The organism is Aeromonas sp. 95A, from assembly GCF_051919235.1.
Taxonomy (GTDB): Bacteria; Pseudomonadota; Gammaproteobacteria; order Enterobacterales; family Aeromonadaceae; genus Aeromonas; species Aeromonas veronii.
Window position 1 is genome coordinate 2428566 of sequence record NZ_JBQBFC010000001.1, and the last position, 19544, is coordinate 2448109.

Annotated in this window: 18 protein-coding genes and 3 pseudogenes; 8 read left to right on the forward strand and 13 right to left on the reverse strand. The window is 53.1% G+C overall.

Annotated elements, in window-relative coordinates; all coding sequences use genetic code 11:
- Positions 1-4 precede the first annotated feature (4 nt).
- Positions 5-1162 carry a galactokinase gene (galK, locus tag ACTG2U_RS10930; protein WP_252657424.1) on the forward strand — a complete coding sequence of 386 codons (1158 nt, stop codon included), beginning with the start codon at positions 5-7 and terminating at the stop codon, positions 1160-1162.
- A 230-nt stretch (positions 1163-1392) separates the two neighbouring features.
- Positions 1393-1506, forward strand: a pseudogene (locus ACTG2U_RS10935) (IS110-like element ISSod21 family transposase); the annotation flags it as partial.
- Positions 1507-1565: 59 nt separating this feature from the next.
- Here the strand turns inward: ACTG2U_RS10935 and ACTG2U_RS10940 are convergent.
- Together ACTG2U_RS10940 and ACTG2U_RS10945 are read right to left on the reverse strand one after the other, a co-directional pair.
- Positions 1566-1847: pseudogene (locus ACTG2U_RS10940) on the reverse strand (transposase); the annotation flags it as partial.
- A 51-nt stretch (positions 1848-1898) separates the two neighbouring features.
- Positions 1899-2593, reverse strand: a protein-coding gene (locus tag ACTG2U_RS10945) for an IS1 family transposase (RefSeq protein WP_162849160.1) whose coding sequence is annotated in 2 segments (ribosomal slippage) — positions 1899-2347 and positions 2347-2593 — 696 coding nt in all. Because the reading frame shifts where the segments join, the coding sequence is not laid out codon by codon here.
- Between the two features lie 52 nt (positions 2594-2645).
- Here ACTG2U_RS10945 and ACTG2U_RS10950 point away from each other — a divergent pair.
- Positions 2646-2888, forward strand: a pseudogene (locus ACTG2U_RS10950) (transposase); the annotation flags it as partial.
- Between the two features lie 46 nt (positions 2889-2934).
- Here ACTG2U_RS10950 and ACTG2U_RS10955 read toward each other — a convergent pair.
- Together ACTG2U_RS10955 and ACTG2U_RS10960 are read right to left on the reverse strand one after the other, a co-directional pair.
- Complete coding sequence (locus ACTG2U_RS10955) at positions 2935-3618, reverse strand: inovirus Gp2 family protein (protein ID WP_439974462.1); 684 nt, start codon at positions 3616-3618, stop codon at positions 2935-2937.
- A gap of 638 nt (positions 3619-4256) precedes the next feature.
- Positions 4257-4439 (reverse strand): helix-turn-helix transcriptional regulator, encoded by a 183-nt coding sequence (locus ACTG2U_RS10960; RefSeq protein WP_162517042.1) that lies wholly within the window; start codon positions 4437-4439, stop codon positions 4257-4259.
- A gap of 419 nt (positions 4440-4858) precedes the next feature.
- On the opposite strand from ACTG2U_RS10960, the gene ACTG2U_RS10965 reads away from it, so the two are divergent.
- Positions 4859-5905: a hypothetical protein gene (locus ACTG2U_RS10965; RefSeq protein WP_130631636.1), complete on the forward strand. Its 1047-nt coding sequence runs from the start codon at positions 4859-4861 to the stop codon at positions 5903-5905.
- Positions 5906-5996: 91 nt separating this feature from the next.
- On the opposite strand, the gene ACTG2U_RS10970 is transcribed toward ACTG2U_RS10965, so the two are convergent.
- Complete coding sequence (locus ACTG2U_RS10970; protein WP_123173875.1) at positions 5997-7280, reverse strand: tyrosine-type recombinase/integrase; 1284 nt, start codon at positions 7278-7280, stop codon at positions 5997-5999.
- Between the two features lie 202 nt (positions 7281-7482).
- On the opposite strand from ACTG2U_RS10970, the gene mutS reads away from it, so the two are divergent.
- Positions 7483-10038: a DNA mismatch repair protein MutS gene (gene mutS, locus ACTG2U_RS10975; RefSeq protein WP_439974463.1), complete on the forward strand. Its 2556-nt coding sequence runs from the start codon at positions 7483-7485 to the stop codon at positions 10036-10038.
- A 76-nt stretch (positions 10039-10114) separates the two neighbouring features.
- On the opposite strand, the gene ACTG2U_RS10980 is transcribed toward mutS, so the two are convergent.
- The 4 genes from ACTG2U_RS10980 to ACTG2U_RS10995 form a co-directional block, all read right to left on the reverse strand.
- On the reverse strand, positions 10115-10978 hold the full coding sequence (locus tag ACTG2U_RS10980; protein WP_005357796.1) for a patatin-like phospholipase family protein: 864 nt from the start codon (positions 10976-10978) through the stop codon (positions 10115-10117).
- Between the two features lie 277 nt (positions 10979-11255).
- Entirely contained in the window at positions 11256-12155 is a 900-nt protein-coding gene (locus ACTG2U_RS10985) for a hypothetical protein (protein WP_439974465.1), read from the reverse strand.
- A gap of 74 nt (positions 12156-12229) precedes the next feature.
- Positions 12230-12919: an LrgB family protein gene (locus ACTG2U_RS10990; protein ID WP_005341581.1), complete on the reverse strand. Its 690-nt coding sequence runs from the start codon at positions 12917-12919 to the stop codon at positions 12230-12232.
- Positions 12912-13313, reverse strand: a complete 402-nt coding sequence (locus tag ACTG2U_RS10995) for a CidA/LrgA family protein (RefSeq protein ID WP_040069042.1) — start codon at positions 13311-13313, stop codon at positions 12912-12914. Before ACTG2U_RS10995 ends, ACTG2U_RS10990 begins: the two co-directional genes overlap by 8 nt.
- A gap of 134 nt (positions 13314-13447) precedes the next feature.
- Here ACTG2U_RS10995 and ACTG2U_RS11000 point away from each other — a divergent pair, with 134 nt between their 5' ends.
- On the forward strand, positions 13448-14332 hold the full coding sequence (locus tag ACTG2U_RS11000; RefSeq protein ID WP_139430208.1) for a LysR family transcriptional regulator: 885 nt from the start codon (positions 13448-13450) through the stop codon (positions 14330-14332).
- Here the strand turns inward: ACTG2U_RS11000 and ACTG2U_RS11005 are convergent.
- Positions 14326-15210 (reverse strand): hypothetical protein, encoded by an 885-nt coding sequence (locus ACTG2U_RS11005; RefSeq protein WP_439974466.1) that lies wholly within the window; start codon positions 15208-15210, stop codon positions 14326-14328. The two genes, ACTG2U_RS11000 and ACTG2U_RS11005, sit on opposite strands and share 7 nt — an antisense overlap.
- Before the next feature lie 183 nt (positions 15211-15393).
- Positions 15394-15858: a Cys-tRNA(Pro) deacylase gene (gene ybaK / locus ACTG2U_RS11010; protein ID WP_005336092.1), complete on the reverse strand. Its 465-nt coding sequence runs from the start codon at positions 15856-15858 to the stop codon at positions 15394-15396.
- 217 nt (positions 15859-16075) lie between these two features.
- Here ybaK and ACTG2U_RS11015 point away from each other — a divergent pair, with 217 nt between their 5' ends.
- Together ACTG2U_RS11015 and ACTG2U_RS11020 are read left to right on the forward strand one after the other, a co-directional pair.
- A complete protein-coding gene (locus ACTG2U_RS11015) occupies positions 16076-16501 on the forward strand; it encodes a GNAT family N-acetyltransferase (RefSeq protein WP_439974467.1) in 426 nt (141 codons plus the stop codon).
- A gap of 4 nt (positions 16502-16505) precedes the next feature.
- Positions 16506-17036: a hypothetical protein gene (locus tag ACTG2U_RS11020; protein ID WP_439974468.1), complete on the forward strand. Its 531-nt coding sequence runs from the start codon at positions 16506-16508 to the stop codon at positions 17034-17036.
- Here ACTG2U_RS11020 and ACTG2U_RS11025 read toward each other — a convergent pair.
- Both ACTG2U_RS11025 and ACTG2U_RS11030 read right to left on the reverse strand, forming a co-directional pair.
- Positions 16990-17937: an IS30-like element ISAeca1 family transposase gene (locus tag ACTG2U_RS11025; protein WP_012564931.1), complete on the reverse strand. Its 948-nt coding sequence runs from the start codon at positions 17935-17937 to the stop codon at positions 16990-16992. The two genes, ACTG2U_RS11020 and ACTG2U_RS11025, sit on opposite strands and share 47 nt — an antisense overlap.
- 473 nt (positions 17938-18410) lie before the next feature.
- Positions 18411-19532, reverse strand: coding sequence for a helix-turn-helix domain-containing protein (locus ACTG2U_RS11030; protein ID WP_439974469.1), 1122 nt, complete (start codon positions 19530-19532; stop codon positions 18411-18413).
- Positions 19533-19544: the final 12 nt, after the last annotated feature.

The following is a 19544-nucleotide window of genomic DNA, read 5'->3' on the forward strand; positions in this document are numbered from 1 at the left end:
AGATATGAGTATTGAATCGCCACGCAGCGTGACTGAACGCACCTTTTACACCCAGTACGGTTATCCCCCTACCCTCGCCATTCAGGCTCCAGGGCGTGTCAACCTCATCGGGGAACACACGGACTACAACGACGGCTTCGTGCTCCCCTGCGCCATTGACTATCAGACAGTGATCAGTGCGGCCCCCCGCCAAGACAGCCTGATCAGGGTGATCGCTGCCGACTATGACAACCAGCTGGATGAATTTGACTTGCGCCACCCCATAGAGCCGCGCCCGGAATACCTGTGGGCCAACTATGTGCGAGGTGTCGTCAAATATTTGCTATTGCGAGGCTGTCAACTGACCGGGGCTGACCTGGTGCTCAGTGGCAATGTACCGCAGGGAGCCGGTCTGAGCTCTTCCGCCTCTCTGGAAGTGGCGGTAGGACAGATCTTCAAAGAGATGAATCACCTCGACATCAGCCAGGCAGATATCGCCCTGAACGGACAACTGGCGGAAAACAGGTTCGTCGGTTGCAACTGCGGCATCATGGATCAGTTCATCTCCGCCCTGGGTCAGCAGGATCATGCCCTGCTGATCGATTGCCGTAGCCTGAAAACCCGTCCTGTAAGCATGCCGGCCGACATTGATGTGGTCATAATCAACTCGAACGTACGCCGGGGCCTGGTGGATAGCGAATACAATACCCGCAGAGCACAGTGTGAAGAGGCCGCACGGCATTTTGGGGTCAAGGCACTGCGCGACCTGACTATGACCCAGTTCACGGAGCGAGCCAACGAACTGGCTCCTGTCGTCGCGAGCCGTGCACGCCACGTCATCTCCGAGAATGAACGAACGCTGGCAGCGGCCGATGCGCTTGCCAATGAAGACATGGTCATGATGGCCGAATTAATGGCAGCCTCTCATGCCTCGATGCGTGATGATTTTGCCATCACAGTGCCCGCCATTGATGCCCTGGTCGACATAATCAAAGATATCATCGGCAGTCGTGGTGGTGTGAGGATGACAGGTGGCGGGTTTGGTGGTTGTGTGGTTGCATTGGTTCCACAGTCACTGACAGCAGCATTGTGCGAACAGGTTAATATTCGTTATCCCCAAGTAAGCGGTCTGGCCCCGAGCATCTATATCTGTAAGCCCTCAGCCGGAGCCGGCCTATTCTGATATCTTCGCTGACACCTCAATATTGTAGTGGTCAACTATTTCCAAACTGGTCATGGTATAGCCGTATTGCTAAGCGATGAGCATTGGACTTAGTTTAGTTAAACAACGCTCTCAGTAAGCAGCTTTGATTAACATGTGGATAATACAATTGAACCAAATCTCAGATATATGTTATCTCTATGAACCTACCTCAGGGACTGCTCCGGCAGTCCCTTTTTCATGGCGCTTTCCGACCAGGGATCCAATTCGTATCAGTTAAAACTACAGAACAACAAGATATCAAGGCGTTACGTAGTGCTCGCCAGCTCATAGTTGAGCAGCGAACAGCTCTGGCTAACCAACTACATACATTCGCCACTTGGGCACTCAGATGCCGTTTTGGGGAGGGGCGACCATCCCATTAGCTATAGTCCGGTGCGCACAACGGCACATTCATCAACTCGAACAGGGAGTCGAGTAGTCCCTGAGTGGCCCGCAGAGTGAGGTTGAAAATCCCCTTGAGCATCAGGAAGGTGCAGATGGTCTGGTCGGTGTAGAGCTGGTTGCGGCCCCGTCGCCCGTGTTGGTTTTGGTGAAACCAGTTATCCATGGCGCCTGCATCAACCCAGAAGGTGAGAGAGCCACGGCTAATCAGAGACTTGTTGTATTGAGGCCAGTTGGTAATGGGGTGAAGCGACTTGCCCATGATGCAGACTTGAAGAGGATCGTGGTGATCAGCTCACGGTAATGACTCCAATCAGTTGAAATGGTGTCTTTCTATAAAGGCACCAATCACTTTCTCGTGGAGCTCAACGGAACGAGAGAAGCAGATGGTCTTGCGAGCCAATCGCTTGATGCGCGTTCTGAGCGTCAGGTTGTTACGCTCGATACGCTGGGTGAATATCTTCCCGGTCAGATGCATCTCGCTCGGCACCTCTCTGGCATAGCTTCCCCAGTCATCACTGGTGATAAAGCCTATCTGGAACGGAGAAAGCAGGCTCAGCAACCGACGGCATGTCTCATCGTTGCGTGGGCCAAAGGTATATGCCACGACTCGTTTTCTCTTGGTATCAAAGGCATACCAAAGCCAATGTCGATGCAGTTTGTTGCCAACATAGGCCCATTGCTCATCAAGTTCACAGATAAGCGCCACGTCATCGAGCCCCCCCTTTTCGGAGGTTACTTGCCTTGGGGTGAGTTTTTTAGGGTGCGTATGACGGTGTTGATGCCAATCTTGAGGACGCGAGCAGTATCACGAACACCTGAGCCGTTGAACGCCATATCAACAATCTTGTCTTTGACGCCAGGCTTGCGGGCTTCATAGGTGTAGGTGAGCTGAAACACGTGCGGACAGACGGGGCAACGATAGCGAACATGGCCAGCAGGGGTCTTACCATGGCGATATACGTGGTCAGAGTTGCAACGAGGACAGTGAACGGGGATGGATGCCATGAAGCTGTCGGTCTCAAAAGAGTTCATCATATCAACTCAACCGATCGGATGCATCACCCACAAAAGCAAGCAGACCGAGCGATGGTTGAAGAAGAACCCCAAGTTCTGCTTGGTGTTCCAGCCAGTTTACAGCCCTTGGGTTAATCACATAGAACGGCTGTGGCACAAGTTACATGAAACCATCACGCGCAATCATCAATGTAGAGGAATGGCCAGCCTGCTGGCCCGAGTGAAACACTTCATGGATACCGTGTCTCCTTTCGCCGGGAATGGCTATGGCACAGCGAAGGTGTAGCACTATTAGGATCAGTTATTTAGAGCCCATGAATTAAGTGTAAACATTACCTTATCAGTTGACTACGCCCGAAATTACGCTCACCTCGTACTTTCGAACGTAATTTAAATAAATACGCAGTCCTCTCCAAGAATTTATAAAATTTCTCATTGTGTAGGTCAGCATCTCGGCGATCAAATCGATACTCTGCATCATCAGGGAAATGCACCAAAGACGCATAATCAGGGTATGCGAGCCTCAATGCACTACACCAAGCTTTACGGATGCGTGTAGCCATGTTATCCGCATCGAAATTAGAGTAATCCCCAAGATGACCATAATCATCTCGGTTAAATAGTAGCACCACGTGATAATGAGGATACTGGCTTGTTACTTGCTCCTTCACCCAGATAAATCCCAAGAAGAATGGTTTACCAGCCTTACCCTTACGGTGACGTGCCGCCTGTATTTGGCTTTTTAGTGAAGCTATAAAGCGCTTAATCACCCTTTCCTCCTCTACCTCCGGTGGAAAGCTTGTCGGCATGTCCGGATCATCCATAACTGGTATCTGGGGAAAGCGTAGATCAACGCGCACTGCAAACACTCGTGGGTATTTATTCAAGAAGTTAGCGATTACCTCCACGGATGTTTTCAACTGTTCAAAAGATATTGAACCATACTTGGTCTCAGCCACAACTCGTAAGTTTTCTAGCTCGTCGGCTATTAAATGATACCCAACTTCTGATTTCATATAAGCTCCTATAGCTCGCATGGAATACCCATACCTGTTGGTTAGATACTCAGGTGACTTAACTTATCGTCATTAATGAGGATTGCTACGTAAAACTTTACAGCCACCTGATACCTTGCTCTCTTATCAAACCACTAGGTTGATATACCAACCTGCATTTAGCACTCTGTGCTTTGCATATGCTGCGCTATGCCGATGTATACGGCTAATGGCTTGTATCTGACGTACAAGCCTGATGTATATCTGATTGGTATACACTTCGTGTATATATCACATGCTCTCGTTGGTATACCCTGTGATACACTCTGATGGTGTATCACTCTCATCCTCGATATATCTCCTACACCCTCTACCTTGGTATACACCTTGTGTGTATATGTAATACTATTACCGAACTTAGCGACCTCCTAGATCACCGGGGAACACGTGATTATTTTAAATAAAACCCCAGCAGAACCGGATGTTAAGGCAAGAAAGTTACTCTGAACTTAGCTTCAACGTACAAGCAACTACTCCATGCCACGAAATTAACTAGCAAAGAAAGTTGACGACCAACATTTACCTCCCCTAAATAGATAAAATTAAACCACCAAGCTAAAAAAGGCTCCCCAAAGGGGAGCCCAGTAAATTGTTAGTTGTTAGCCTTCTCGCTCCATTATCAATTTGCGAATCCAGTCCTCTATTTCTGATTTTTCCCATGCCACAGTCTTGGGCGATGTTTTGAGTTGTGAAGGGAACTTTCCAGCCTTGATTAGCCGGTAGATTGTAGGGCGAGACAGCTTAGTCATTGCTATCAATTCATTTATTTTAATGAGACCCATCTTACTCTCCTTAGATTTTTTCATACCTAAGGTTCGTTGTGTTCATTTTTACATATCCCAGACGCCATCATCACAGTAGGATCCATTACCCCACAATTTATACTCACTGATCCACAGCAAATACCAAATCACCAACGCCTCACCGATGCTACTACAGGCATTCACATACCAGCTCTCTCTAAAAACGAGTGATGAGCAAGCTCACGCCAACCACGAGAACCACGAGAACCAAAACTCTCCCCCTCCATAAGAAGCTAATGAAAATCAATGAAAAAGCACAAGGAATGGGGGTAACAGTCCAAACGTAGATACTATAACTCGACTACAAAAACTCAATAAAAACCCTATGAGGACACTTGACTAGCACTAGAAAAACCCTAGTATCAAATTTAAATTATTTTTAAATGGAATGGATTTATATGAAAACATCCAGCTATGAACAACCAATAGCAAGTGATTCAAAATACCCATGGGGTGATCGTTTCAATAGATTGAAAGCCACAGAGGAAATGAGAAGATTTGCAGAGTATATTTTGCATCAACTACAATTTGACACCATAAACACTGATTTTGACTCAATTTTATCAATTTTTAATGACCATTTAAAAACCAAGCAAGATTATATTTTCGCAAACTACATTCGAAAGATAGATAGCTCAATCCAGCTAGATAACACCGACGCTATCGCAGAATTTCTATTCAAACAGTTCAGTAGAAACTGCCTAGAGATGGAGCACTTTTATTGGATACAGGTAGCGAACCAAAGAGTGTGTAATTTTGTATTCGCTATAACTAATAATTGGAGTTATTTTTTTGACAAAGACAGTGACCTTTACAAGAAAATCATCCCAAATCTCAGTCAACCAGGGCTAGCTTATTTTAGAAGTAATTCTTTTGAAGACACACTCTCATTAAGCCACATGCGTTTTACCAATAGTCACCCCAGAGCCAAAACTTCTCGTCAAAAAAAAGAAAGGATAATTGAGTATTTTGATCGCTTAGAAGATGGTATCGCTATAAAGTCCAAACAACTTCAGCTTATTGAAATGCTTTGGGGTAAAATAATTAAAAGACAAAAACCTAAAAGCTGGTTGAGCTTTAAAGAATTAGATGATGAAGATGTGCTATGGATAAAAGACCAGATAGATCAAGATGACATTTTTTTAAAAATAATTGACGGCAATAGTAATGAAGATATTTCTGAAGCCATTACAACTTACTTTGATTTACTATTCGTATTTAAAGAAAGTGACTGCATAATCAAAGTTGATAAAATCAAAAAATCCCTAACCCAAAAAAATTACAGAAAAAACAACCCACACAACAAGCAATATAACTTTGTCATGAATATAGATATTGAAAGGAAATTAAAAGCAATAACAAAAGCAAAGGGACTAAAAAGAAATGCAGTCTTAGAAGAACTAATTAACGATGCATACTGCAGCATCAACCCCTATGAGAAATAGCATCAACCGTTAAGAACTAACTATAAAAATAACATGTTACATGGGGGCTATTACGCCCCCAGGAAAACTATATTTAATCGAGAAAAACCATCTATATTGCAGTTAACCTGTCTAAATGATCCGCCCACTTTTGCAACCACTCTTTGCACTCATCATTGTATCTGTGGAGGTTATATGTTCCTTCTATGCCCTTTGGAGCATGACCTAGTATTGCCTCCGCAATATCACTTGGGCATTTCAGCTTTGCAAGTCCTGTTCTAACGGTACGCCTAAGGTCATGTGGTGTCCACGAAGGTATATCAATCATTACATTGTCTTTGCGCAATCGCCACGCAGTTTCAGTTAACAACTTTTGAGGTATCGGCTTTTTAGTCAAAAGAGAGGGGAATAAACAATCACCTGTGATTAATTTCAGTGAATGAAGAAAGTCGATAGCTTGTCTTGGCAGCTGAACATATCGCTCGGTATCAGTTTTCGTTTCTTTTAAATGGAATGTACCATTACTTAGATCAATATCTCGCCAATAAGCACCACAGATTTCTCCGGTTCGACACCCTGTCCATAGCGTCATTCTGAGCACGTTTTTCTGTGGAATAGTAAAACCAGAACTTGGTAACCAGAGAAGAAATTTTTTTAGCTCTTCATCACTAAGAATTCGAGTTCCTTTTTGACATGTTAAACGCACTTTCGCTAATTTTAATCTTTTCTTTGCGTTCGTAACTGGGTTAACAAAGTGCTCATCCAGTTTACCCGTTCCAATTGCATAATCGAAAGCAGCTGATAGCTCACGAAGAACACTACCAGCTTGAACATTCGCTCCCCGCGCAACAATCTCCATGACCAAAGCCACGATATCGTTAGCTAGCACCTCCGTGGCTAACCTCTCTCCGAATACACGCACAGGATCGTTATAGAGAGTCCTTCGAGTTTCTGCTTGCCCTTTGGGTTTACGGGCTCCAGGTAAAATCCCTCCTTCCTTGGCGTGCCGATCTTCGATGTGCTCAGTCAGGTAAAGCTCGATCATGTCAGTGATGGTAAACGGTGCAACGACTTCAGGTTCCTGCTCGAGCTTGACTTTAACTGCGCTCAGCTCTGTAGCCGGACAGACACCTTGATGCCTCATAAGCTTCAATTCCTTGAACTTGGTCCTTGCCTCCTCCAATGACATGGCAGGAAAGACACCTAAGGTGACTTGCTTTTGTTTACGCGGATTCAAAGGGTCATTGTAGCGGTAGTAAAAGCTTTTCTTTCCCGTTTTCCCGCACGCTACTCGCAATCCTCGGTAATCACCGATGTCGACTTTATCTTTGTCTCCTGGCTTCATCGACTCAATTGCCTTGTAAGAAAGCGGTTTGCTATTCTGGGGCGCAGCCATCACTTACATCCTTTCATATCGTTTTTTATGAGAGAAAAGCGTAGGTTTTCATTCTAATCACGTTCATCATCACACAAACCTACGCTTTAGCCTACGCTTAGAAGCAAGATTCAGTGAGCTTAGGTGAGACAAACTGAACCATGCTGAGCTTTAACAAAGAATAAAGACAGTTTAAGAACAGCAACTTAACGGCGAGCAGACATTGATAACAATAGAAAATCTACAACAACACACACCTATGATGCAGCAGTACCTTGACCTCAAGGCCGAGAACCCGGAGATCCTGCTGTTCTACCGGATGGGCGACTTCTACGAGCTGTTCTATGACGATGCCCGCAAGGCCTCCCAACTGCTCGATATCTCCTTGACCAAACGCGGCCAGTCGGCGGGCAGCCCCATCCCGATGGCGGGGGTGCCTTATCACGCTATCGAGGGCTATCTGGCCAAACTGGTACAGCTTGGCGAATCCGCCGCCATCTGCGAACAGGTGGGGGATCCCGCCACCAGCAAGGGACCGGTCGAGCGCAAGGTTATTCGCATCATCACCCCGGGCACCGTCTCCGACGAGGCTTTGCTCAGCGAGCGCCAGGACAACCTGATCGCCGCCGTCTACCACGATGGCCGCCGCTTCGGCTATGGCACAATGGACATCGGCTCCGGCCGCTTCTTCATCAACCAGTTCGAGAAAGAAGAGACCCTGCTGGCAGAGCTGCAGCGCACCAATCCGGCCGAGCTGCTCTATCCCGAATCGTTCGAGTTCCTGCACCATATCGAGGGTCGCCGTGGCCTGCGTCGCCGCCCGGAGTGGGAGTTTGAGCTGGGCACCGCCCGCAAGCTGCTCTGCCAGCAATTCGGCACCCAGGATCTGGTGGGCTTTGGCGTCGAGCAGAGCGAGACTGCCCTGTGCGCCGCTGGCTGCCTGATGCAGTATGTGAAAGATACCCAGCGCACCGCCCTGCCCCACATCCGCAACGTGCGCCTTGAACAGCCGGATCATGCGGTCATCATGGATGCCGCCACCCGCCGCAATCTGGAGCTGACCCAGAATCTGGCAGGTGGCTATGAAAATACCCTGGCCGAGGTGCTGGATCGCACCGCCACCCCCATGGGCAGCCGCCTGCTCAAGCGCTGGATCCACCAGCCGATCCGCGATCGGGTGATCCTGAAAGGTCGCCAGAGCACCATCAAGGAGCTCATTGAGCAGAACCTCTACGACGAGTTGGGCAACCTGCTGCGTCAGGTGGGTGATGTGGAGCGGGTGCTGGCTCGTCTTGCCCTGCGCTCGGCCCGCCCGCGCGACCTCACCCGCCTGCGTCAGGCCTTCGCCCAGTTGCCCGAGCTACAGCGCCTGCTGGCGGACAACGAGCACGAAGCGGTGCAACAGCTGGCCGAGCGCGCCAGCACCTTCCCCGAGCTGCTCGACCTGCTGGAGCGCGCGGTGATGGAGGTGCCGCCGGTGCTGATCCGCGATGGTGGCGTCATCCGTGACGGCTTCAATCAGGAGCTGGACGAGCTACGGGATCTGGCCAACGGTGCCACCGCCAGCCTCGCCCGCATCGAAGAGCGGGAAAAACTGCTGACCGGCATCAACACCCTCAAGGTGGGTTACAACAAGGTGCACGGCTTCTATATAGAGGTGAGCCGCGCCAACAGCCATCTGGTGCCGGCTCACTACATCCGCCGTCAAACCCTCAAGAACAACGAACGCTACATCATCGATGAGCTGAAGAAGTACGAGGACAAGGTACTCACCGCCCAGTCCCAGGCGCTGGCGCTGGAGAAACGGCTCTACGAAGAGCTGCTCGATGCCCTGCTGCCCCATCTCGGCGATCTGCAGGATTCCGCCGCCGCACTGGCGGAGCTGGACGTGCTGGCCAACCTGGCCGAGCGGGCCGAGACCCTCGACTATAGCTGCCCGACCCTCATCGACGAAGATCAGATCATCATCGAGGCGGGCCGCCATCCGGTGGTTGAGCAGGTGATGACAGATCCCTTTATCGCCAACCCCATCCGGCTGGAGCGGGAGCGGCGGATGCTGATCATAACAGGCCCCAACATGGGCGGTAAATCCACCTACATGCGCCAGACCGCGCTGATCGTGCTGCTGGCCCATATCGGCGCCTTCGTGCCGGCCGACAGCGCCCGCATCGGCCCCATCGACCGCATCTTCACCCGCATCGGAGCCTCGGATGATCTCGCCTCCGGCCGCTCCACCTTTATGGTGGAGATGACCGAGACCGCCAATATCCTCAACAACGCCACCGCCCGCAGTCTGGTGCTGATGGACGAGATTGGCCGCGGCACCAGCACCTACGACGGCCTCTCGCTGGCGTGGGCCTGTGCCGAACAGCTGGCGAGCAAGATTGGCGCCTACACCCTGTTTGCCACCCACTACTTCGAGCTGACCCGTCTGCCGGAGCTGATGAGCGGGCTGGCCAACGTCCACCTCGATGCGGTGGAGCACGGCGACACCATCGCCTTTATGCACGCGGTGCAGGAAGGGGCGGCCAGCCGCTCCTACGGTCTGCAAGTGGCAGCGTTGGCCGGGGTGCCGAAATCGGTGATCCAGCAGGCCCGCCACAAGCTGCATGAGCTGGAGAACGCCACTCTGGTCGCCGCCGGTGAAAGCCGCCCGGCTCCGGTGGCCATGGCCCCCCAGAGCCATCCGGTGGTGGAAGAGCTGGAAGCAGTGCGCCCGGACGAATTGACCCCCCGTCAGGCCCTCGACCTGCTCTATCGCCTCAAGCAGATGCTGTAACCAGCGGCTGCCGATCAGGAAGATAAAAGGGGAACCGCAAGGTTCCCCTTTCTATATTCAGCACCCGGCAAACCAGTCAGGCCACCGCTCGCGCCTCTCCACGGGCCCGCAGCAGACTCTGGCGCCCCTGCCAGTAACCCTGCAGATAACCGGACTCCAGCTTGACCGGATCCTGGGTAAAACGGGAGACCATGAAATCGGCCGGTGGCGCGATCACCTCGATCTCGCAATCGGCAGGGGGATTGGCGATGAAATCGAGCGCCCGGTTGTAGGCGCGATCCCGTTCCAGCATGGCTTGCGCCAGCGCTGGCTGGGTTTTCAGCAAGGCTTTGACCATCCAGCAGAAACGGGCCGGCTTCTTGCGATATCCCCAGGGTTCAGACAGCACCACCGTCATCCGCCGCGCCCCGCGACGATAAGCCTCGATCACCGGAATGGAGTCGCTGATGCCGCCATCGGCCATCGGGCGACCATCAACGCAGGGGGTATCGTGTTGCACCACCGGCAGGGCGCAGGTGGCAGTCAGCACCTCATCCATATTGTCGGGCCGCACCGGCAGATAGATGGCCTTGCCGCTCGCCACATCGGTCGCCACCGCGTAGAAGGGAATGTCGCGGGCGCAGAAAGTGTCGAGATCAAGCGGGAAGCGATGGCGACTGGCTTGCCACAGCCAGCCGATGTCCACCAGATCGCCCCCTTTGACGAAACGCAGGGGATCGAGAAACCGGGAGCTGCAAGCCAGCTCGGTGATGATGTGGTGACTGCGGCGCGGCTGCTCGCTCAGATAAGAGACCAGATTGGTGGCACCGGCCGAGACGCCCATGACGAAATCGAACGGGTAGTGGTGACTTTCGACAAACGCATCGAGCACGCCGCTGGCAAAGATGCCGCGCATCGCGCCCCCTTCGACAATCAGGGCGCAAGAGTGGGGATTAAACATAACAAGGCTCCGTCAGCTGTAATACCTGCCGGGATCGATCCCGGCCCAGTGATGGACGCCTTCATGCAGAACATCAAGACGCCGCAGCAGGACGATTCAGGCTCACTCACACAAGCCAGAAGCGGGCAGGAGCAAACCTGAACCGTGAAGCGACCCCCAGTATATGCAGCGCACCAACCTTCAAAAAATGAATTTAAATAATAAAAAACATGCCTTTTTGGCATGACTTAGTACATCAGCAGAGACGGCCCTTTATCCGGGAACAGCCCCATCAGGATCAAGGCAGCCCGGGCCCGAACGTCCCGTCGACGGGGTTGTAGTGGTAGGCCCGATAATCAAAGTCCACCTTATCCAAGCGCGGATTGGCCAACTCGAACAACAGGCGCCTGGGGAGCTGCGCCTGCTCGAGGGAAGGTTTGAAGTGGCGCAGCCAGAGCTGTTGCAACGAGCCATCCCGCCACGCCAGCTTGAGGCCGACCGAGAGGCGGCGGATGGCGGCCTGATTCTCCTTGTGGGTGTAGAAGAGATGGAGGAAGGGATAGTGCAGCGCCACTCGCCGATCCACGGTGAGGCCGGGCAGATCACTGTGCTGCTCCTGCTCGATAAAGAGCTCGTTGGCCCCGCGGCAGAAGAGGTCGATGCGACCGCGCGCCACCAGCTTGAACAGCCGCTCGTAACCGTCGATCTCCTGCACCTTGAAACCGGCCTGACGCAGGATCTCCGCATCCTGCCAGCCACGCCCCTGCCCATGCAGAAATTGCTGCAGCTCGGTCAGGGTATTGACCCTTGCCACCGCATCGGCCTGCTGCGGACTGACAAAACAGATGCGATAACCGAGGATGCCCAGCTCCACCGGAAAACGGACGTAATCCAACGCTCCGCTCTCTGCGGCCGGGCGCAGACTGTCGGCCACAAACAGATTGGGGTATTGCTGAGTCTGCACAATCTGTCGCATCCGGATACGGTTCATCGGCGGCGCGGTTCGCAGCTCGTAGTCACCGAAGCTGTCGCGGGTCTTCTCCAGCGCGAGTTGCAACAGGTCGCGAAAATAGAGGGTACGCAAGTCCCGGTCGCTCTCCGGGCTGATGTGGGTAAAAACGTTGCTCGCCCGTAGGGGAGTGGCAAAGAGGAAGAGACTGCACAGCAGCAAGCAGGAAGCGAGGCGATGAAAGGTCATACTGCTCATCCCGGAAATACACGCTCACTAGAGTGTAGCGCCGGGACGAGCAGCCTTGTAAAGGGAAGCTCGGCCTACCAGAACATCCGGCCCAGCAGGGGCGCCAGCAACACGGTCACCATGCCGGCGATCATCATCACCATGCTGGAGACCACCCCCTCTTCGTTGCCCATCTGATAGGCCCTGGCGGTGCCGGCGCCGTGGGCCGAGGCACCAAAGCCCGCCCCCTTGCCGAGACGACTGCGAATGGCCAGCACGGTGAGCACGCTCTCCCCCACCGCCATGCCGATGACGCCGGTCAGCACCACAAACAGCGCGGTGAGGTCGCTCTGACCACCGATGGCGCGGGTCGCCTCCACCGCAAACGGCGTGGTGATGGAGCGCATCGCCAGACTGCGTTGCAGCATGTCGGAGAGATCCAGCCAGCGAGCCAGCAGCACGGTACTCCCCACTGCCATGATGACCGAGGCGACCACCCCGACCGACAGCGACAGCCAGTGGCGGCGAATGAGCTGGCGGTTCTCGTAGACCGGCACGGCGAAGGCGACGGTCGCTGGGCCCAGCAGCCAGAGCAGCCAGTGGGATTCCGCCATGTAATCCTGATAGGGGATGTGGAACAGCAGCACCACGGCCACCAGCAGGGTTGGCGCCAGCAGCAGCGGCATCAGCGGCAGGATCCGCTTTTTGCCGTAGAGCCATTTGCTGGCGTAGTAGAAGAGCAGGGTGAGGGCGAAACAGATCAGCCCGAGCAGGGTATCAGACATGACGGCGACTCCGGCGGGCCAGTTTCAGTTCGAGGCGGTAGACCCGATCCACCACCAGCGCTGTGGTGCCGAGCACTAGCGTAGTGCTCACCAGCAGCACCACCATGATGCGCCACCCCTCTTGTAACAGCAGATCCTGATAGTTGACCACCGCGACTACGGCGGGCACGAAGAAGAGCAGCATCTCCGCCAGCAGCCAGCGAGCCCCCGCGCTGAACCACTCGGCCTTTACCACCCCGAGCAGGATGCAGGCCAGCAGCAACAGCATGCCGGTGAGGTTGGCGGGCAGCGGCAGATGGAGGGTACGCACCGCGGTATCGGCCAGCAGCCAGATGGCTGCCAGCAACACAATCTGGAAGGGAGTCTGTAACCAGCGCAAGCAGAGGGCTTTCATGATCATCGTCTTTCTGTGAACCGGCTCACAGTATAGAGTTGAGCAAAACCTGCCAGAAATGAATTAAAATTATCAAATTCATGCCGCATAGGCATACTTCATCCTGTACCCGCCAACACGAGTCGAGAGAGTCCATGGATATTCGCGCCCTGCGCTATTTTGTCGAACTGGTGCGGGAAAAAAGCTTCACCCGCGCCTCTGAAAAGCTGTTCGTCACCCAGCCCACCATCAGCAAGATGATCCGCAATATCGAAGAGGAGCTGGGCCAACCCCTGCTCAACCGGGAAGGGCGCCGCTTCACCCTGACCGACAGCGGCCAGGTGCTGTTCAACCGGGCCCAGACCATCTTGGCAGAGATGCAGCAGCTGGAGGCCGAACTGGCGGATCTGCAGAGCCTGCAACATGGTCGCCTCACCCTCGGCATTCCCCCCATGGTGGGTCACGTCTATGCGGATCTGATCCGCGCCTACCGCAGCCGCTATCCCAAGGTGGAGCTGACCCTGGTGGAGTACGGCGGTCGCCGCATCGAACAGGCGGTGCTGGAGGGGGAGCTGGATCTCGCTATCACCATGCTGCCGACCAAAGAGGGGGGCGCCCTCAGCGCGCTGGAGCTGGATCAATACCCGATCCGGGTAGTGCTGCCTGATCAACCCCGCTGGCATGGCGAGGCGCCGCTGCGGCTGGAGTCCCTGCAGGAGGAGCCCTTCCTGCTCTATACCCAGGCGTTTACCCTGAGCGAGCGGCTGGAGCAGGCGTGTCAGGAGGCGGGCTTTGTGCCACAGGTGGCGGCGCGCAGCAGCCAGTGGGATTTTCTCACCGCCATGGTACGCAGCGGCATGGGGGTCGCCTTCTTGCCGGAGCCGGTCTGCAACCGGCTGACCCCGGATGGTCTGGTGCTGCGACCGCTGGAACCAGAACTGAGCTGGCGACTCGGGGTGATCTGGCCGAGCGAACGCTATCTGTCGCGCACCGCCGAGGCCTGGCTGGCCCTCTGCCGCCAGCGGCAGGCGCCTCAGTAATCGCCGAAGCGATCGGTTTGCGGATTGTAGAAGTAGGGGCGGTAATCGAAGCTGATCCCGTCGAGGAAGGGGTTATCCAGACGCAACATTCGGCGCTGGGAGAGCTTGGCAAAGGCGATGGCCGGGCCAAAGCTCTTGCGCCACAGCGCCTGTAGCGAGCCATCCTGCCACGCCAGCTGCAACCCCCGCTCGACCCGCTGCAGAGCCTCGCGATTGTTGGGATTGGTGTAGAAAACCCGGGGCAGCGGGTAGTAGATCAACAGCGCGTCATCCACCAGCAGATCCGTCATCTCCTTGTGGGTCAGCTGCTCGCTGCGCAGCTCGCTCACCCCGCGGCAGAAGAGATCGAAGCGGCCCCGCGCCACCATTTTGAACAGCTTCTCGTACCCCTCCACTTCCACCACCTCCATCCCGGCGTAACGCAGGATATCCACATCCAGCCACTCCTTGCCCTGACCGAAGGTGAACTGCCGCAGCCCCTTGAGGTCGGTCACTTTGCTCACCGCAGCCTTTTGCTGCGGGCTGACAAAACAGATGCGGTAGCTGACGATCCCCAGATGGATGGGAAAACGGACATAGGCGAGCCCCAGATCCTCGCGGGTGCTGCTGTAGCTGTCCATCACAAAGAGGTTGGGATAGCTGTCGAGCTGCATGCTGAGCCGCTCGCGCGCCTTGGTCATGGGCGGCGCAGGCTCCAGAAGATAATCGCCAAACTGGTCGCGGGTCTTGTCGAGGGCGAGCCGCAGCAGCTCCCGATCATAGGTGGTACGCGGATCCCGCTCGCTCTCCGGGCTGATATGGGTAAACCGGGTGGCCGCCTGTCCGGTCAGCGACAACATGCAGAGCAGAGCGGCAGCCAGCAGATGCAGGGGTGACATAAACCGCGCCTTGGTTGAAGGGTTACTTTCAGTGTAGCCCTGAGCGTGGGCCCCCCACCTTGGCGCGGCCTGTGCGAGGATAAGCAACACGACAAACAGGAGGATGCGGGCAGATATCCTCACGAGTCACATCGCCTCCGGGCCACCACAGGCCCGGAGAGCAGGTTCACACCGTGCCCGGCACTACTCTTCGCCGATAGGTGCGGCGATCCACTTCATCAGCGTCAGCATATCCTGCGGCGCCACGCCGACCGAGAGACCGCGCTTGCCGCCGCTCACCAGGATCTCGTCAAACTGCAGCGCCGACTCGTCGAGCACGGTGGGCAGCAATTTCTTCTGGGCTAGCGGGCTGATACCACCCACCTTGTAACCGGTCAGCTTCTCCGCCTCCGCCGGTTTCATCATCTCCACCTTCTTGAGGCCGGTCGCCTTGGCCAGCTGTTTCAGGCTGCACATGCCGGATGAGGGAACGATGGCCACAACTGCTTGCTTGTCGTGATGGGCAACCAGGGTCTTGAACACCTGCGCCTCCGGCAGCCCAAGCTGGGTCGCGGCATGCTTGCCGAAATCGTCGTGGGCTTCGCACTCGTAGGGGTAGAGCTTGTGGGGGATTTTGAGCTTCTTCAGCAGGTTGATGGCAGGAGTCATGATGGTTGCCTTGAATCGAATCGCATAAAAACAAGGCCAAACAGTCTGCGCCTCACTCTGGGGTGATGCAAGGGGGATGGTAGTTGCAAGGGCCATTGACTGGCCGCCATGCCATGCACGCTGGTGGCGAGCGACCAGAGCACTTGACCAAACAGAGTCCAAACGGGTATTGCTTTAACCCTTTGACGCCGCCACAACCCATACCGCAGGAGCCCATATGCAACTAACCCTACCCCAACCGCCGCAGGACGATGATGTTGAAGCGCTGCGCATTGGCCTGACGGGCTACAACGTAAGCCAGGCAGGCCCTCAACTGTACGAACTTCGGCGCGAGCGGATCGCCAGCTTTATCAAGGATGAAGAGGGCAAGGTACACGGCGGCATCATCGCCGACATCAAGTGGGGCTGGCTGCATGTCGACTGGCTCTGGATCGATGAAAGCATCCGCCGCGATGGCTGGGGCGGCCGCCTGCTCGGCGCCATGGAGCTGTACGCCCAAAGCAAGGGCATCAGCAACTACCATCTGGAAACCACCAGTTTTCAGGCTCTCCCCTTCTATCAGAAGCAGGGTTACGAAGTCTTTGGCCAGCTGCCCGATATGCCGCCGGGGCATATCAGTTACTTTCTGAAAAAGCAGTCATAAGCCGATGAGCAGCCGCAACAGCCCTGCAATAGACAAGGCGCCGGGTAGCAGGAGTCTCTCCTTCTACAGACGCCTTGCCTTGCTCTTTGCGCTGCTTGCAACCAGCGCCAGCGCCTTTGCCCTGTCACTACACGATCTGGATCCGGCATTTGAGCGATGTGAAGCGATCAAGTCACAACACAGCGCCATACTGCCCGCAAAAAGCGACCCCTTCTGGTCACTGGAGAAAGCACAGCAGGCGACCGTGCTGATCTATCTGCATGAGAAAAGCATGGAGCGCTGCACCGCAGCAGAAGTCGATGCGCTGGCGCTCAAGGCGTTCCATCAGGCGGTAGAGGGAAACCGCAGTTTTCTCGACACCTTGATCAAGGCGAGAGCCACCACGCTCACTCCCGCCCAGCAAACCCAGTTACAGAAAATTGGTCAGACAGAGCTGGACAGGTTGGCAGGCGCGAATTCAACTTCGAAGTGCAATTCCCGATTAAAAATCAGGCTGCTTTCAGAAGTTCGTCAAAAACCACCTGTGGCTGTTTGAATCCCAAGCATTTGCGCGGCCTGAAGTTCAGCCGCTTTTCGACGGCTGACAGTGCCTCTGCTGTCACCACACTCAAATCACTGCCTTTGGGCACATATTGCCGCAGCAGACCATTGCTATTCTCATTCTGTCCCCGTTCCCATGCACTGTATGGATGCGCAAAGTACACCTGCGCTTCCAGCTCTGCTGCAACACGTTCATGTTCGACAAACTCGCTACCATTGTCAGCTGTGATGGTATGGACATGTGCCTGGTAGGGTTTCAGCATGCTGATAATGGTGTCCGCCACCGCGCTGGCTGTTTTGCTGGGAACGTATTGAACCAGGTAGAGCCGGCTCTTACGCTCCAACAGACTCACTATTGCACCGCTGCCTTGCTTACCCAACACGGTATCGACTTCCCAATCTCCCACACGGCTCCGCTCATTGACTATCGCAGGGCGTTCATCAATCGATACCGGATTGGGAATGACACTGCGTTTGCTGTTCTTACCCTTGCGATAGCGTTTGTGACCCTGACGCAGATGCCGGTATAGCGTGCCACCGTTGGCCTTGTCGCGTGCCACATAGCGGTATATCCACTCGTGGCTAACCGGGCAGTTAATCATGTCTCCAACGCCACTGATTTGCTCGGGACTCCAGTCCGCGACCAGCGCCATGCAAACAAAGTCGATGGTATCAGACGGGACAGTACGCTTCTGACTCGTCAGCCGTCGTGCCGTGGCAAGTTGGTGAGCCTGCTGCGGCTGATAGGCCTGCCCAGCACAATTACGACGAAGCTCACGACTGATAGTCGATGGATGAACCCCGAGCTGTTTGGCAATGCGGGCCTGTGACAGGCCATGGTCACGGAGGCAGGCAATCTGGTATCGTAGCCCCTCGGTCAACTGCTGGTATTTCATGGTGTATCGCTTTGTTTCTTTGGCGAGAAGAAGCGTACCCTAACTGGTAGTTGACCGCCTCTCTCCTATGCACCATGGGCATTGCACTTATTATCTGAATTCACGGGTATGAAGGAATTTGCTCAGCCCTTCTCACTAACCGAATACCTCAAGCAGCTTTGAGTTGGAAAAGATACCCTACGTACTTTGGATATAGGAATATCTGGCAATAGGGGCTAGTAATCCTTTTCATCTCTAAAATAAAACCTTCAAGCTCGAGTATTTAATTGACAGGAAAATTAACACTAAATCAGATTATTACACCGGATAAGCAAAAGACTATTATCTAGAGTAATAGGTTCACTCTAATTTATAAAAATCGTTACACACTTTTTAGATTTAGAGTAGATGTTTTTCACAAAAACTATAAGAAATTATTTTTAAATAAATCATGTACTGTATGTAATGGCCCCTATAGGGGCCATCGATAAAAGTCAGAAGTTGAAAGGAACAACTACATCGTCAAATTCAATCTCATCAACTTCTTCATAGTCAACACCACAGATATCTGCTAACAGTCTTGCATGTACCCCAAGCTTTTTAGCAAGCATATCAAATGATATTCCTAATTCATTCTTAAGTAACGAGATACTCTCCTGTAAAACATGTGGCTCTTCCATAGCCAGCTCATCATCTAATCTTTCTTTCCTTGTTTGCCGTGTCTGACTAAACCAAACATTGGCACCTCTATATTGCTGCGCGTTAATAAAACCCAAAAAATGGGCGCGATATATTATTGCCTTTGCACTAACCTTCCATCTAATCTTGAGATCATATATTTTTTTCCAATTAATAATGCCATCTCTTCCCAAGCAAGATGGAAACTCTCTTGCAAAAGAGCTTCGAGGAAAAAGAAAGGCACTAGCAAAGGCATCCGCTTCACGTTCAGTTTGCTTGCAACCAGTTTCAATCCCATCATGCATAACTAGATGCCCACACTCATGGGCTAGATCAAAACGCATTCTGCATACACTTTCTTTGGCGGAGTTTCGAATTATTATTGGATATTTTCTATTAACTGATAAAGCATCAACCTTTTCAGAAACACCATCAAAGCAAGTAACAATTGCCCCCTGATTTTCAACAACATTGATCATGTTATCGATGGGTGCATCTAACGATAGTCCCCATCTTTCTCTTGCCCCTTCCGCAATCTTTTCAATTATCGGCGAAGTCAATACATCTATTTTACTGTTGTCGATAAGATTAAATTTATTCTCAGGCATATCCAAATGCTCATGCAACTCTGTCACTAATTGCTCGAGGATTGTACTGTATGCCTGAACTCGTTCTTTCACACCCACAGGGGTGGTCTGTCTCTTTCTAAAATGGCATTGTTCTGGTTTCACATCACCAGACAGAGGTCTTTCAAAAAAATCTGGCTGTACTCTTAGATACTCAGCAAGAGCATTCGTGACATCAGACGCAGGAGCGCGAATATCACTTTCATACTGATGTATGCTTTGCCTAGATACAGATACAGCTTCACCCAACTCTTGCAGGGTAAAGCCATTTAATATGCGAGCCAGACGAAGTCGCTCACCATAGAAAGTCATGGACATAATCTA